The 14,824-nt window shown below is 63.7% G+C and carries 16 protein-coding genes; 8 read left to right on the forward strand and 8 right to left on the reverse strand.

Translation table 11 applies throughout. From position 1 onward, the window contains the following. Positions 1-89 precede the first annotated feature (89 nt). From LDN85_RS20755 to LDN85_RS20770, 4 genes are all read left to right on the forward strand, one after another. On the forward strand, positions 90-1,547 hold the full coding sequence (locus tag LDN85_RS20755) for a cytosine permease (RefSeq protein WP_223944090.1): 1,458 nt from the start codon (positions 90-92) through the stop codon (positions 1,545-1,547). After that, entirely contained in the window at positions 1,544-2,767 is a 1,224-nt protein-coding gene (locus tag LDN85_RS20760) for a serine hydrolase (RefSeq protein ID WP_223944091.1), read from the forward strand. Before LDN85_RS20755 ends, LDN85_RS20760 begins: the two co-directional genes overlap by 4 nt. After that, positions 2,764-4,392 carry an amidohydrolase gene (locus tag LDN85_RS20765; RefSeq protein WP_223944092.1) on the forward strand — a complete coding sequence of 543 codons (1,629 nt, stop codon included), beginning with the start codon at positions 2,764-2,766 and terminating at the stop codon, positions 4,390-4,392. The genes LDN85_RS20760 and LDN85_RS20765 overlap by 4 nt, the downstream gene beginning before the upstream one ends. A gap of 91 nt (positions 4,393-4,483) precedes the next feature. After that, entirely contained in the window at positions 4,484-5,077 is a 594-nt protein-coding gene (locus tag LDN85_RS20770) for a histidine phosphatase family protein (protein ID WP_026543087.1), read from the forward strand. Positions 5,078-5,085: 8 nt separating this feature from the next. Here the strand turns inward: LDN85_RS20770 and LDN85_RS20775 are convergent, their stop codons facing one another. Together LDN85_RS20775 and LDN85_RS20780 are read right to left on the reverse strand one after the other, a co-directional pair. Further along, positions 5,086-5,622: a hypothetical protein gene (locus LDN85_RS20775; protein ID WP_026548543.1), complete on the reverse strand. Its 537-nt coding sequence runs from the start codon at positions 5,620-5,622 to the stop codon at positions 5,086-5,088. Continuing rightward, positions 5,619-6,212 carry a hypothetical protein gene (locus tag LDN85_RS20780; protein WP_223944093.1) on the reverse strand — a complete coding sequence of 198 codons (594 nt, stop codon included), beginning with the start codon at positions 6,210-6,212 and terminating at the stop codon, positions 5,619-5,621. The genes LDN85_RS20775 and LDN85_RS20780 overlap by 4 nt, the downstream gene beginning before the upstream one ends. 229 nt (positions 6,213-6,441) lie before the next feature. Between LDN85_RS20780 and LDN85_RS20785 the strand changes: the two genes are divergently transcribed. Next, positions 6,442-7,173 (forward strand): hypothetical protein, encoded by a 732-nt coding sequence (locus LDN85_RS20785; RefSeq protein ID WP_223944094.1) that lies wholly within the window; start codon positions 6,442-6,444, stop codon positions 7,171-7,173. A gap of 120 nt (positions 7,174-7,293) precedes the next feature. On the opposite strand, the gene LDN85_RS20790 is transcribed toward LDN85_RS20785, so the two are convergent. Next, positions 7,294-7,863, reverse strand: a complete 570-nt coding sequence (locus tag LDN85_RS20790; RefSeq protein WP_223944095.1) for a TetR/AcrR family transcriptional regulator — start codon at positions 7,861-7,863, stop codon at positions 7,294-7,296. Between the two features lie 100 nt (positions 7,864-7,963). Between LDN85_RS20790 and LDN85_RS20795 the strand changes: the two genes are divergently transcribed. Then, on the forward strand, positions 7,964-9,190 hold the full coding sequence (locus LDN85_RS20795; RefSeq protein ID WP_223944097.1) for an MFS transporter: 1,227 nt from the start codon (positions 7,964-7,966) through the stop codon (positions 9,188-9,190). A gap of 31 nt (positions 9,191-9,221) precedes the next feature. Here LDN85_RS20795 and LDN85_RS20800 read toward each other — a convergent pair whose 3' ends face one another. The 3 genes from LDN85_RS20800 to LDN85_RS20810 all read right to left on the reverse strand — a co-directional run bounded on the left by LDN85_RS20800 (position 9,222) and on the right by LDN85_RS20810 (position 11,028). Continuing rightward, positions 9,222-9,506 carry a hypothetical protein gene (locus LDN85_RS20800; RefSeq protein WP_026548546.1) on the reverse strand — a complete coding sequence of 95 codons (285 nt, stop codon included), beginning with the start codon at positions 9,504-9,506 and terminating at the stop codon, positions 9,222-9,224. A 180-nt stretch (positions 9,507-9,686) separates the two neighbouring features. Then, positions 9,687-9,917, reverse strand: a complete 231-nt coding sequence (locus tag LDN85_RS20805) for a DUF6458 family protein (RefSeq protein WP_026543092.1) — start codon at positions 9,915-9,917, stop codon at positions 9,687-9,689. 214 nt (positions 9,918-10,131) lie between these two features. Continuing rightward, entirely contained in the window at positions 10,132-11,028 is an 897-nt protein-coding gene (locus LDN85_RS20810) for an SDR family oxidoreductase (protein ID WP_223944099.1), read from the reverse strand. Positions 11,029-11,261: 233 nt separating this feature from the next. Here LDN85_RS20810 and LDN85_RS22030 point away from each other — a divergent pair, with 233 nt between their 5' ends. Both LDN85_RS22030 and LDN85_RS20820 read left to right on the forward strand, forming a co-directional pair. Then, positions 11,262-11,429, forward strand: coding sequence for a hypothetical protein (locus LDN85_RS22030; RefSeq protein WP_346347053.1), 168 nt, complete (start codon positions 11,262-11,264; stop codon positions 11,427-11,429). A gap of 3 nt (positions 11,430-11,432) precedes the next feature. Then, positions 11,433-13,292, forward strand: a complete 1,860-nt coding sequence (locus LDN85_RS20820) for a glycoside hydrolase family 15 protein (protein ID WP_223944100.1) — start codon at positions 11,433-11,435, stop codon at positions 13,290-13,292. Here LDN85_RS20820 and LDN85_RS20825 read toward each other — a convergent pair. Continuing rightward, entirely contained in the window at positions 13,261-13,470 is a 210-nt protein-coding gene (locus LDN85_RS20825; protein ID WP_081733660.1) for a hypothetical protein, read from the reverse strand. The two genes, LDN85_RS20820 and LDN85_RS20825, sit on opposite strands and share 32 nt — an antisense overlap. A 159-nt stretch (positions 13,471-13,629) precedes the next feature. Then, complete coding sequence (locus tag LDN85_RS20830; protein ID WP_223944102.1) at positions 13,630-14,508, reverse strand: PRC and DUF2382 domain-containing protein; 879 nt, start codon at positions 14,506-14,508, stop codon at positions 13,630-13,632. Positions 14,509-14,824 lie beyond the last annotated feature (316 nt).

A 14,824-nucleotide genomic window follows, 5' to 3' on the forward strand; every position in this document is an offset into this window, starting at 1 on the left:
GACCAATAGCACGTTGGTCACGCGACCAATAGCATCACCGGGCCGGTATCCCATCGTCGTGAGCCGGTCTTTGCCCGAGAGGAACAGCGTTGTCCCAGCCCCATGCCACTGATCCGGTCAGCTATCCGGAACCCCTTGCCCACCCCGAAACCCGCGGCATCGAACTCATCGAGGCCTCGGAACGGCACGGCCGCGCCCGCGATCTCTTCCCCGTATGGGCGGCCCCCAACGTCAGCGTCCTGAATTTCACAGTCGGCGCCTCACTGATCCTGCTCGGCTTGGAACTGTGGCAGGCCCTCCTTGTCATCGTCGCCGGCAGCCTCCCATGGATCCTCACCGGGATCGTGGCCACCAGCGGCCCGGCCGCCGGAACATCCGGCTCCGTCATCACCCGCGCCATCTACGGGATCCGCGGCAACAGGGTAGTGGTCGCTTTCTTTGGCTGGTTCATTTCCGCCGTCTTCCTGGCCCTGAACTGGCTGGCGTCCTCCTTCATGGGCGCTGAACTCCTGGCACAGCTTGGCTTCACGGATCCCGTAGCCGGCCCGGTGACCGTCACCATCGTCGTGGCCGCGATTACCGTGGTGGTGGCAGTGTTCGGCCACAGCCTGATCCTCCGCAGCTACCCCTTGGTGGCCTCCGTGCTGCTGGCCATCTTCCTGCTGGTGACGGCGTTCGTCCTGCCCCATGTGCAATGGGATTATGCCGCCCCGGCACCGCTTGAAGGTGCTGGGCTGTGGTCTGCCGCGACCATTGGCTTCGCCATTCTGGCTTCCACTCCCCTGTCCTACAGCAACAGCCCGGACCTGGCCCGCTACCTCCCCGAGAACACCAAGCGCTCGCACATCATCGCGGCCACGGCCTTCGGCGGGGCGTTGCCCTGCATGTTCTTCACGGCCGTGGGCGCATTGCTGGCTACCGGCATCAGCCCGGCAGCCATGGACCTCGGCATCGAGTCTGCACTCCTGGCCCTGCTCCCGGCCTGGCTGGGACCGATCTTCGTAGTGGGGGTCATCATCAACACGATCTCGCTGAACGGCATGACCACCTACACCGCCAGCATGGCGTTCCAGTCCATCGGCGTCCCGATCCGGCGCATCCCATCAGCCATTGTGGTCGGGGGCATCGGCGCGGCGCTGACCATCTACCTCGTCATGTCCACCAGCCTCCTGGACGCCGTCAACCTGATGCTTCAACTTCTGGTCCTGATTTCCGGGCCCACCATGACCATCTTCGCCGTGGACGTCATCCTTCGCCGCAACCGCTACAAGGGCGAGGAACTCTTCAATGAGAAACCGGGCGGCCCGTTCTGGTACAGCCGCGGCTGGCACATCCCGGGCATGCTCGCGGTGGTCCTCGGCGCCGCCGTGGCCTCACTCTTCCTCACCAACGCCGTATGGACCGGACCAATCTCGGCTGCCATGGGCTTCCTGGATCTCTCCGTACCCGTCTCCATGATCGTCACCGCCGGCGTGTACATCGTATTGACCCCCTCCCTGCGCCGCAGCACCACCACACCATCCGTCACCCAAGGAGCGCATGCATGAACGCCCCCACCGGCCACCACCCATCCCGCTATCCCGGCGCCACCGGCCAGCCAACGCTGGACACCTGGCAGGAGGGACCGCACAACCGTTGGACGTTCGCGCACCTTGGCGAGATCGTCCCGACGGCGACAGTTTCCCGCCGCCTCCCTGACGCCTCCGCTGCGGCTGCTGGCAGCTTGAACGGGCTGGGGCTCCCGGACCTGTTGCACCGGCTCGAAGAGACTTATACCGATGCCTTCCTGGTCCTGCACCGCAACCAGGTCATCGCAGAGTACTACCGCCCCGGCTTCGCACCCGATGACCTGCACTTGGTGATGAGCGTTTCAAAGTCCATGTGCGGGCTGGTAGTGGGGGCCTTGATCGATTCGGGAGAGATTGTCCCCACTGCGCGCGTGGTGGACTACATCCCGGAGCTCGCCGGCTCCGCCTACGACGGTCCCACCATCCAGAACGTGCTGGATATGGCCATCCACCTCGACTACAGCGAGGACTATGTGGATCCAGCATCCGAGGTCCAGACCCATGACCGTTCCGCAGGGTGGCGCACCCGCCGCCCCGGAGACCCCCAGGACACCTACGCATTCCTGACCACCCTGACCGGGAACGGCACCGCGTCCGAATTCCAGTACTCCTCGGCCAACACCGATGTTCTTGCCTGGGTCATCGAGCGCGTCACCGGGCTGCGCTACTCCGAAGCCCTGTCCACGTATCTGTGGTCCAAACTCGGTGCAGACAGGGACGCCACCATTACCGTGGATTCCGCCGGCTTCGGCTTCGCGAACGGCGGGGTTTCCTGCACCGCCCGGGACCTCGCCCGGGTGGGGCAGCTAATGCTCGACGACGGCGAAGCTCCCCTTGGCAGGGTGGTTTCCCCGGAGTGGGTTGGGAACATCCTCAATGGCGGGGATCGCGAAGCCATGGTGGACTCCTCTTTCACCGCCATCCACCCCGGCGGTTCCTATACCCGGCAGTGGTGGTGCACGGGCAACGAAAGAGGCAACGTCACGGGAATCGGCATATACGGCCAGTACCTGTGGATAGACCCACCCACCCAGACCGTGATGGTGAAACTGTCCACCTGGCCGGAGCCGGAAAGCGAACACCTCCACCAACTCCAAAACCAGCTGCTCCTGGACGTGAGCCGCTCCCTGGATAGCCGGACTGCGGCAGATGCAGCAGCAGACGAAGCCACCCCCAAAAGCAAGGACAAAGCAGCGTGACCACCCAGCTCTACACCAACGCCCGAATCTTCACCTCCGATACCCGCCGCTGGGCCGAGGCCATCCTCGTCCAGGGCGAACGCATCCTGTACGTCGGCGACGCCGATACCGCCGAACGGCTCAGGCCCGACGCCGAACGGGTTGACCTCGAAGGCCGCCTGGTGGTCCCGGGGTTCGTGGATGGCCACGCCCACGTCGTCGGGACCGGGGAAGCTTTGGGACAGGTCAGCCTATGGGGAGCCAAATCCGTGGAGGAGATCCAGCACCGCATCAAGGCAGGGGCCGCAGAACGCCCGAACGCTGACCGGATCCTGGCCACCGGCTGGCTGCACGGGGCCATTCCCGGTGGCGTGCCTGATGCGGCGATGCTCGACGCCGTAGTTCAAGACAGGCCCGTGTATGCCTTCGCCTACGACTTCCACTCCGTGTGGGTGAACACTGCGGCGTTGGCTGAACTCGGCATTGATCACCACACGCAGAACCCTCACGGCGGCACCATCAAGCGGGATTCGCACGGGCATGCCACCGGATACATCGACGAGAACGCCTTCTATGACATGGTGCTCCCCTACCTCGATGCCCGGGTCAGTAAAAGCGAGCACGAGGCCAGCATCGCCGCCGTCCAACACGCCTACCGCGAAACCGGCGTGACCACCGCCTGCGACATGGGTTTCAACGAGACCGACCTTGAGGCCTTTATCCGGGCCGACAAAGACGGCACCTTGACCAGCCGGCTCATCGCCTACTGGAGGGTCAACAACGCTGGATCGGCGGAGGAAAACATTGCCCAGGTTCAGCGGGCGGCCGCGCTCGCCGTCGAACATGTTTCGCCTTTCCTGCGGGTGGTGGGCATCAAAGTCATCATTGATGGCACGATCGACGGCTGCACCGCCACCCTCGGCATGCCGTACGCCGATGGTTCGAATGCGGAGCCGATCTGGAGCCTCGAGGAACTCGCACCCGTGGTTGCAGCGGCAGATGCTGCCGGGTTGAAGGTTGCCATGCACGCGATCGGCGATGAATCGGTCCGGATCGCGATCGGAGCGGTGGAGCACGCCGTGGCGGAGAACGGCCCCCGCGAACGCCGCCACCGCATTGAGCATCTGGAGTTGGTGGACAGGGCCGACGTCGATCGCCTCGCCTCCCTGGGGATTACCGCGAGCATGCAGCCGGTCCACGCTGATCCTGCCATTAGCGGGAACTGGTGCGCCAAGCTGGGCGACGACCGCGTGGAACGCGGCTTCCCGTGGCCGTGGATCACTGCTGCCGGCGCCCGCCTCGCCTTCGGCACGGACTCGCCCACTTCCCCGCACGCACCGTTGCCCAACATGTACGTAGCCACCACGCGCGCGTCCGCCTTGGATCCCTCAGCGGGCACCAACGTCCCGGAATTCGCCCTGCCACTGGCCGAGTCGATCGAACACGCCACCCGCGATTCAGCCTGGACGTGTGGGGCAGAACATCACATCGGCCGCCTGGCTGCCGGGTTGTACGCAGACTTCGTGGTCCTGGACACCGACGTCTTCGCCGCAGACGCCCCACAGGTGCTGCTGGAAGCAAAGATCCTGCGGACAGTGGTGGGCGGGCGCACGGTGTACGCAGCTGACCCAACCGAACGGCACTAGCCGCAGCAAGGCGCCCGACGGCGACCTCCCGCCGTCGGGCGCTTCCTTACGTGACGTACGGAACTGCGGCACCACCACTGTGCAAGGCACAATGGAAGGCATGACCCTCACGACTTTCGCCCTCGTCCGCCATGGCCAGACCGACTGGAACGCGGAGCGCCGGTTGCAGGGTTCCACCGATATTCCCCTCAACGACGTCGGCCGGGAACAGGCGCGCGAAGCCGTCGCGTTCCTCTCGGATCAGCCGTGGGACACCGTGGTGTCCTCGCCGCTGAGCCGCGCGGCCGAAACGGCGGAAATCATCGCAGACGGGCTCGGACTGAAGGTGGCCCGGCTTGTTCCCGAGCTCACCGAACGCAGCTTTGGCCCCGCGGAAGGCTTGCAGGCAGGCCCTGAGCTTGAGGCATTGCGCATCCCGGGCGGATTCCGCGGCGGCGAAAGCGATGAAGCTGCCGCCGACCGGGGCATCGCAGCCCTGGAAGAGTTGGCCCGGGAATTCGCCGGCAAACGGGTCCTGGTGGTCGCGCATGGCACCTTGATCAGGCTGACCCTGAGCCGTGCCATCGGCCGCACCTTGGACAGCGTCCAGAACGCGGTCCTGAACCTGGCACACCACCACGTGTCGGACGGCTGGCAGCTGGAATACTTCAACGGCGAGCGCGTCCGGGTGGACATCGAAGCCTGAGTAAGCGGCTACCGACGGTTTCCCGCTGCAGGCTTGAGGGCGGCATCCAACAAACGGTCAAAGCTGGATACTCCACTCCCGGGCGGAACTGCCGTGATCACTGCCCGCCACTTCACCGGGGCGTCCTCTTTCTGGGCAAGGACCCGCTGAACCTGCAGCCGTAACCCGGCCACGCCGTTGACCAGGAGCGGCCATGGTTCGCCAGTCCTGATCAGACGGTGAAGTTGCTGCACCGAGAGCGCCTCACTGGCGTTCCCCGTCACCTCGGCAATGGTGTCATTCACTCTTGCGGTGACTCCCTGCATGAAGTTCCTGCGCGCTGCAATGACAGGAAGCGTTAGGATTCCGGCGAAGACCACCGTGAACATGGCGACGGCGCCGATGCTTCTGAAGGCAGGCAGGAAGACCATCAGAAGCAGTCCGATAAGGACCCCCAGCACGCCAAAGATGACGAACTTCACGACGGGTTCATCGCCGGTCCTACTTTCCCACTGAACCACCGTGACCGTGCCTTTGGTGGATAGCGGCTGCTCTGGATCTTTCATGGTTGGTCCCCCTTCACTTCCATGAGCGCTTCGGCGAGGATGACCGACTCGCGGGCTTGCTTCAGATCGTTGAGCAACCCATGGTCCGGTATCGATGCGCCGCCGCCCTTGGCCCCGGCGAGTTCATAAAGGACTGTGTTGAGGTTGTGCCGGTCTTGCTGCACCGCACGGGACGCCTTCAGTTTGGCCGCGGCGGTTTCAAGCTCTGCCAGCGACTTTTGGATAGCGTCGCGCCGGCCTCGTAGCTGGTGCATCCTTTCATTGATGCGTGTTGTCTGCGCGTGGTGGAGCGCCACCATTTTCACAGCGGTGTCGTGGAGTTCACCAAGGGCGGCGCACTTCTCCGGCCCTCCGGTGTGGCGGTCCAATTCCATCGATACACGGGCCCTGCGATGTTCCCACTTCAAGGAAGCGGCCTGGTACTTTTCCAGCAGCACTGAGACTGCGCCGAGTGCCTGGAGGACGGACCGGAGCCGGGATCGGAGGTGGGCAGCGGCGTCGTCCAGCCTCTGGATAAAGGCTGCATAATTGTCCGGAGGCGAAGCGTTGTCCGGCGGCCTCATGGGCCAGCCACCCTGGTGGATGGGCATCCTGCACGCGCCCGCTGCGGGGTCCGACCCCGCCCACAAAAGCGGGAGCCCGGCAAGGAAAACGCTCCCCACACGCCCATGCAAAGAGGATAGTGGGTCCGGCGCGGTTGTCATAGGCCTCGTGCTGACACCTCGCACGGGATGCCTGGCATGAAAGCCAATCACCGATAGTGTTGTCTCGACTGAGGACCACTCAGCCTGGACATGAAGCACCCTTGGGGGGAATGAAGTGAAAAAGTTTGCGCTGCATAGCGTCGGAATTTCGGCACTGGTGATGATGGCATTGACCGGATGCGGCGGGTCCACGGGATCCACTGGGTCAGCTGGGTCGGCCACGCAGGATGCGTCCCCATCGCAGGCTCCGGCCACAGCCAAGCAGTACACCAATGACGAGCTCATGGCACTGGTCAAGCAGGTCAAGAGCCCTTCGGGCAAGGAATTGACCGTTGCCTCCAGTGATGAGCTCTCCCAGGAAAATCCGATGAAGGCACTCCTGAGCATGTTCACTGTGGAACCGGCCGAATGTAAGGACCTTGGAACCCTGGGCGGATCAGAGGTCCTTGAGGGGTCAACAACGGCTGCCGGCGCAGACCTCGACGCTGAATCCGAAGTGATGACCATGGTGACCCTGACATCAGGCGTTGACGTCCAGAAACTGCAGGAGAGCATCGACAAGAGCAGCGCCCAAGCCAACAAGTGCGCCAAGATGACCCTGTCCATGTCCGGCCAATCCATGAACGTGGCCACCGAAAAATTTGAGGGCATCAGCACGGTCCCGGGAACGGTCGGATACAAGACGGCCATGTCATCGGCCAGCGGTGCGTCGCAGACCACCTACATGGCCTACGCCATCAAAGACGGCGTCCTGATCTCCGCTACTGCATCCGGCAAGGGCGCTGAGGCCACGGGCGTCGCCAATGCCGGCGCCATGATGGACCAGGCCGCTGCCCTGATCAAGTAGCCGGCGCTTCAGTAGGCTTCAGTGGGCTTCAGTAAATAGCGACTGGGTTCGCTAAGCCACAGGCAAGGGCCGTGATCCTCGAGGAGGTTCACGGCCCTTGCTGTTTGTGTGCGGCCCTTTTCAGCGGCGCGGGGATGCCTCCAGCACCATTGCCGCCAATTCTTTCGCTACGGAAACCGCCTGGGGCTGTGCGTCGAGGTTGGAGCCGGCGACTGCCCCGTCATAGAGGAGGCAAAGCCGGGCGGAGACATCCTCCGGGCGCGCGAAGCCTTCCTCCTCGCAGAGCGAGACCATGGCATTGGCCAGCCAATCGCGGAAGGTGCGCAACGCGGTGGACTCAACGCTGCCCGGACGGGCTTCTGCGTTGGCATTGGCGAATGGGCAACCCTTGTAGCCTGGCTCGGCAACGGCTTCCTCGAGTGCCTCGAAAATGGCCAGCAGCTTATCCACCGGCTTGTCCAACCCTTGCTGGAACCGGGCAATTCGGTCCCGCCGGCGCTGGTCCCGGCCCGCCAGGTAAGCGGCTATGAGCTCGTCCTTGCCGGAAAAGTTGTAGAACAACGAGCCCTTGGCCACACCGGCTTCTTCGATGACCCGGTCAATCCCCACAGTGTGGACGCCCTCGGAGTAGAACAACTTGTCTGCGGCATCGAGGAGTCGTTGTCGTGCTGGAACCTTGGTTGCGGACATGCAAACAGCCTATCAGACAGATCTGTCTAAAAATTCTTGACTTTATTGAACAGACCTGTCTAACTGGGGTTATTAGACCGTCCTGTCCAAGGAGCCCCCGTTGCCTCGTTCCACCCCTTCAAAATCCTCGTTCGTCGGGCTCGCAGCAGTGTTTGCAGCATTCTTTTTCGCAGCCGGAGCACCGACGCCGCTGCTCTCCCTGCGCCAACAGGAGTGGGGCTTTTCGGCCTCCGCACTGACCATTGCCTTCTCCATCTACGCGATCGGGCTCTTGGTTGCCCTCCTCATCGGGGGCACATTGTCGGATCATCTTGGAAGGCGTCCGGTGATGCTGATCGCCCTCTCCGGCGAACTGCTTTCCATGATCGTCTTCATCATGGCCCCCAACATCACGTGGGTGATCATCGCTCGAGCGGCTCAGGGCCTTGCCACCGGACTGGCCACTTCCGCTTTCAACGCAGCCATCACTGAACACGCTCCGGCGAACCGCAAGAAGATCGCCGGGGGGCTTGCAGCCGCATCCGTGGCAGGCGGACTGGGCCTGGGAGCCCTCGTCACCGGCGCCGCCGTCCAATTCACGCCGGACGCCAATACCTTGATCTTCGCGATCCTTGCGGTCATCATGGTCGCGGCCATCGCATACGTGAGCTTCACCGCGGAAACAGTGGCTGCCAAACCGGGTGCTTTGCGTTCACTCGTCCCCCGACTCAGCCTGCCGGCGTCGATTCGCCGCGAATTTGGCGCAGGCCTTCCGGTGCACATCGCGGGCTGGATGTTCCCGGCCCTGTTTTTGGGACTCTCCCCGGCATTGCTCCGGCTCCAATTCGGGCTGGACGGAGGCCTCGTGGCAGGCTTCACTGCGTTCCTGGGTCCGTTCGCTGCCGCTGCTGCGGGCTTCTACTTCACCCGGCATCCCGCCCGGCACAGCACCCTGGCAGGAGTGTCCCTGATCCTCGCCGGAATCGTCGTGGTCCTGATCGGGATCAGCGCCCCATGGCTGCCTGCCATCTGGATTGGCGCCGTGCTTGGAGGCGTTGGTTTTGGCGGCTCCTTCGGCGGCCAACTTCGCCTGATTGCGCCCCTGGTTGAGCCCCGGCAACGTGCCGGTGTTTTCGCAGGCATCTACACCGCCGCCTACCTTGCCTTCAGCATCCCGGTTGTCATCGCAGGCTTGCTGGTACCCGCATGGGGGCTCGTCCCGACACTCCAGGCTTACGGCGGAACTCTCCTGGTTTTCGCCGCCTTGGGCGTCGTGATTCAGGCTGTCCGCTTGCGGCAACAACCCGCTGCTGAGCACAATCCACTGCCGGTGAGGGTGGGCGCCTGAATCCGGACGCCCCGCACCTCAGGAAGGGAAGTTAGCTGGCTTCCAAGCGCGCCTTCAACTGCTCGGCGTAGTCCGTGTAAGCCGCAGCAATTTCTTCCAAGTCAACCGTCTGGGGGAAGTCGATCACGGGCTGGTGCTCCGCCAGGAATGACGTAGTTTCTTCAACCACACGCTGCTCGTCGAAGCCACCCAGGCCTGCCTCGGACAGGAAATCCGGGTTGGTGTGGACCAGGGATTCCCCGGTTTGGCCTTCCGAGGCCCACCGGACCAGGTACTCGTTCTGATTGACAAGTTCAATGTCGAATGACTTCTCCATAGCAGCAGCCTAATGCCCGACGCGCCGTTCGCCGGCAGGAAGCCCGGGCCGAAGCGGACGCCTTCGGACCATTCCGTCACGCAAGGAGCCCGGAACTTACGCAATGACCCCTTAACGCAAGAAAGCGCACGACGGCGGCCACCCGGCGTCGTGCGCTTTCTTGCGTTTTGCGGCGGCTGCTTAGACCTCCGGGCGACGTTCGACGACGGTGTGGGGGTCGCCTCGGCGTTCAACAACAGTGCGACGCGTCCTGTTGGACATGGCGATGGAGATGATGAGGCCGATAACACCGACCACCATCAGGATGTAACCCACCAGGACCTGGTCCAGGAAGGGGATGAGTCCGGGGGCGAGCGCGAAAGCCAGAATAGCTCCGATGGCGATCAGGGCAATGGAAGAACCAATTCTCATAACGTGCTCCTCGTATACGTTCGGCGCGTGGTCAGGGGTCTTCGGCCGAATCTATACAGTCAGCATACTTATGAATGGGTACTCCTGCCAGCAATTTGAACTCTTCCGGCGGGCCGCCCGTCGGCGACGGAAGCGACCGTCAGCAGGGAAAACACCCGTCGGCAGCGGGAGCGCCCGTCGGCAGCGGGAGCGCCCGTCAGTGGCGGGCTGCCCGTCAGCGACCGTAACGCGCGGCCACCCTGCCGATCGCATCCTCCGGCGTTGGCGCAGGCCCGAAGACCTGCTCCTGGCGGCTGGTGTCCGCAACGTACTTCCCGGTTTCGAACCACGCCACCATACTTGCCATGTCCCCCACCAAGGGGAGGACTTTTGCTGTGACCTTGCCCAGCCCGGCAATGGCGCCCGCGGGAACGGTCATCACTTTGACCGGCTTGCCGGCCCGCTGGGAGGCGATGCCTGCAGCTTCCTGGATACTGACGGGCCGGCTCCAGCCGATGTCGATGCGCTCACCCTCAACGATGTCGGCGTCGACGGCCTCGGCGAGGTATCGCGCCACGTCACTGGCCAGGACAAAGGTCAGCCGGGCCTCCTTGGAACCGAGCCATACAAGACGCCCCTTCGCGAAAGGGTCACCGCCCATGCCCACCGCTTGGTCAAAGAAGGCGCCAGGCCGGAGCGCCACGAAGGGAACGCCGAGCTCCTGGAGCTTGTCCTCAGCCAGTTTTTTGTTCCAAAAGTGGGGGATCTGCGGGGTCTGGTCACTGGTGACAATGCTGGTCAGCACAAAGCGGGGGACGCCTGCAGACTTGGCGGCGACTGCAAGGTTGCTGTTGCCGAAGGTGTCGATTTCCTTGGCGTTCTTGTCGTTCCTCGTATATCCGGCCGCTGTCGAGATGACCGCGGAAACACCGGTCATGGCAGCGATCAAAGAGGCGGCGTCCAGCATGTCTCCCCGGGCGATCGCGACACCTTTGGCTTCAAGCTTGGCGGCATTGGACTTGGGCCTCACCAAGGCGCGGACGCTCTTTCCCCGCTTGAGGAGCTCGTCCACCACCTGGCCGCCCAGGAACCCGGTGGCACCAACAACAAGGACAGGCAGGTCTTGGGCCACGGTTTCTCCTCGGGGGTTTGGTCCTATGGTCAGTGGTAGCACGCCGCGGGAGCCTCGGGCTAGGGTACATTTCATCCCCACAGCAATAGTGCACTCTCAGTGCAGTCTTTGCACTAATGGATGAAAGCACCAACACCCTGTCCCTGGCCATCGGCGCCCGGGTGAAACAAGAGCGCCAAACCCGCGGATGAACACTCGATCAACTGGCCGAAGCCGCCGGCGTGAGTCGCCGCATGATCATCAACGTGGAACAGGGTGCCGCGAATCCCAGCGTCGGAACCCTGCTGCGCACGAGCGTGTCCTTGAACCTGGTTCCGGCTTTGGTGCCGGTACAGCGTTCGGTCCGGACCGCATCCCGGACGGCCTCAGCCGTCCGGCGGGTGAGGCCGACTAGGATCTGATCCATGGCCAGGATTGAGGACTACGCGATTATCGGGGACCTGAACACCGCTGCATTGGTGGGGCGAAGCGGATCCATTGACTGGATGTGCCTGCCACGGTTCGACTCCCCGGCCTGCTTCGCGTCCTTGCTGCACAATCCCGACGCCGGCCGCTGGCTCCTCGCCCCCGCAGGAATCCCCGAGGGAGCCACCTGCACCCGGCGCCAATACCGCGAAGACACACTGATCCTGGAGACCGAATGGGAAGTGGATGGCGGAGCGGTCCGGGTCATTGACTTCATGCCGGTCCGGGACGACGCCGTGGACCTGGTGCGGATCGTGGAGGGAATTTCGGGCGAAGTGGCCATGCAGTTGGAGCTTGTCCTGCGCTTCGACTACGGCCGGGTGGTGCCATGGGTCCGGCACAGCAAGCACGGCATCAGCGCCGTAGCCGGCCCCGACTCGGCCTATCTGACCACCCATGCGCCCCTCCAAGGACGGGACAAACGTACTTACAGCGAATTCACGGTCAAGGCAGGCGATCGTGTTCCGTTTGTGCTGCGTTGGGCACCGAGCCATGAGCGGGAACCGCGACGGATCGACCCCTTCCGGGCCCTGACCGTCACGGAATCATTCTGGCTGGAGTGGATCGGCCGCAGTGAAATAGCAGGCAAATACAAGGAGCCGGTTGAGCGGTCCTTGATTACCCTCAAAGCCCTCACCTATGCGCCAACAGGCGGCATCGTGGCGGCGGCCACCACGTCCCTGCCGGAACAGGTCGGCGGCCCGCGAAACTGGGACTACCGCTACTGCTGGCTGCGCGATGCCACCTTGACCCTGCAATCGCTGCTCGCCGCCGGGTACACCGAAGAAGCCTCTGCGTGGCGGGACTGGCTGCTGCGCGCTATCGCCGGCGACCCGTCGGAACTTCAGATTGTGTACGGGCTCGACGGCGCCCGGAGACTTCCCGAGGCAGACATCCCGTGGCTTTCCGGTTATGAAGGGTCACTTCCCGTACGCACGGGAAATGCGGCAGCTCCCCAGCTGCAACTCGATGTGTGGGGCGAGGTCCTGGACGGGCTGTCCCTGACCCGGGCCGCTTTTCACGACGGTACGGTGGATAATTCCTGGGACATCCAGGTGGCCCTCATGGAGTACCTCGAAGGGGCATGGGACCAGCCCGACAACGGGCTCTGGGAGATGCGTGGACCGAGGCAGCATTTCACCCACTCAAAGGTCATGGCCTGGGTGGCTGCGGACCGCATGGTCAAGGGAGTGCGGAGCTCCGGGCTGCCCGGCCCACATGACCGCTGGGCGGCACTCCGCAGCGAAATCCACAACGACGTCATGACCAAGGGGTTCGATGAGGACCTCAACACGTTCGTACAGGCTTACGGCAGCAAGGAACTGGACGCCAGCCTGCTCCTGATCCCCCGCGTGGGCTTCCTTCCGCACAAGCACCCCCGGGTTTCCGGGACTGTGGATGCCATCCAGGATGCCCTCACCGATGACGGCCTGGTGCTGCGCTACCGGACCCAATCCGGGCACGACGGCCTGCCGGGCGATGAAGGCGTCTTCCTGGCGTGCTCGTTCTGGCTGGTGGATGCGCTGCTCGGCATCGGGCGTTCCCAGGAAGCAACCGAGCTCTTTGAGCGGCTGCTCACGCTGCGCAACGACGTCGGTTTGCTGAGCGAGGAATGGGATCCGCGGGCACAGCGGCAACTGGGCAACACGCCCCAGGCCTTCAGCCATTTCCCCCTCATTCACAGCGCGCTGCAGCTGCATCAGGGAGAGGCGCACAAGAGCGACACCCCACTGGCTCACGGCAAACACCCCGGGCACTCCAGCGGCGCTACCCTCCGGAGTGATCCCCGCCTTCGGTAGCGGGCGGGTACCCCTTTTCACCTTTGTGGCGCGCTTCTTCCAAGTGGAGGTCCAACTTCCGTTCGGCCTCCCGACGGCGCTGCCCCACAGTCCTGAGCTGCTGGGTTGTGGGGTCTCCCCTGTCCTCTGTCGCTGCTGCGGAGGCCATATCGGGCCAGTCCTTCTCTTGTTCGGCCATAAGAAAATCGTCCCATCGCCAGTGCTTTTGCGATAGCAAAATTTGGGGTGAGCGGCCCGCCCTGCGTCCTCGTCCGGGCTTTCGTCCTCGTCCGGGCTTGTGACCTTGTCCGGGCGCAGGCCGGGCGCTTGGAGAACAGGGCGGGCCGCACAACAGGCTCTACCGGCGGATGTCGTCCGCGTTGGTGCCCTCGGTTTCGATCCGCTCCTTCCGGACTTCCTCGTCCACCCGGACATCATCGGTCACAGTGTCCTTTTCGAGTCGGACCCGCTCCACCGGAACGGTCTCCTTGTCCACCACCGGCCTTTCCTCGTGAAGGGTGACTTCGTGCTCACTCTCGGTCAGGTCCGGGCCGGACATGGCGTCCCCTGCGTTCGCGTCAGTGATGGGCTCACGCTCCACCCGGACTTCCTCGCGCTGCACGGGGACCGTGGTGGTGACGTTCTCGGTGGTGATGTATTTGCGCAGGCGGGCCCGGCCGGCGGCCTGCTTTTCGGTGCCTACGTTGAGCCTCTCTTCCGAGCGGGTCATGGCGTCGTCGTCGTCGTTCCTGCCACCCTCGCCGCGGTAGGTGCCGCCAGTGTCCATCGCGTCCCTGGTGCCGAGGGTGTCCTGGGTACCCATTTGGTCGCGGGTGCCTACCGTCCCGGCGAAATTCGGGTCACGATCAGTGGTGGTACCGGTGCGCAGATCGTCGCCGTGACCGCTGTAGTCGTGCCTGCCCTCCAGGCCGTAGTGCTGGTAGAGGCGGTTTTCCTCCCCCGGATCAAGGTGGCCATCTTCCGCAACGCGGGGAGCGTCCTTGATGTGGTCCTTGCTGAACGGAACCACCACGTCGTCACCTTCCACGGCGGCGTCCTGGAGCGGTATGAACGATTCCGAACTGCCAAAAAGTCCGGTCTTGACGGTCACCCAGGTGGGTTCGCCCGTGTCGTCGTCGGTGTAGAACGTGCCAATGGAGCCCACTTTGTCACCTTCTGTGGTGCGGACGTTCCCATTGAGGCCCATAAGACGGTCGATGTTTTCCCTCGCGAGCATGATGTCTCCTTGGAATGCGGTTCTCTTACTGTGGATTGCCAAGCGGGCTGCATCACCAGGCATGGTTTCCGGTCGCCGGAACAGGGAACGTTTTCAACCTGCCGGCTTTAAGGAACATCAATAAAGTAAGCATGCTTAGTGTTCGCTGGCAAGCCCTCATCTGCGGATGACGAAGCGGAAAACGCTCGACGGCAACCTGCCGCCGTCGAGCGCGTTTCTTACGTCTTTCCACATGCCTTGGGAAGCTGGCCCGTCCCGGGTAGCGTGAGCCGAGGAAAGTTGCCCCCGCCACGAGCGGACGATCCGCAAGGAGTTG

Source organism: Arthrobacter sp. StoSoilB20, assembly GCF_019977295.1.
GTDB classification, from domain to species: Bacteria; Actinomycetota; Actinomycetes; order Actinomycetales; family Micrococcaceae; genus Arthrobacter; species Arthrobacter nicotinovorans_A.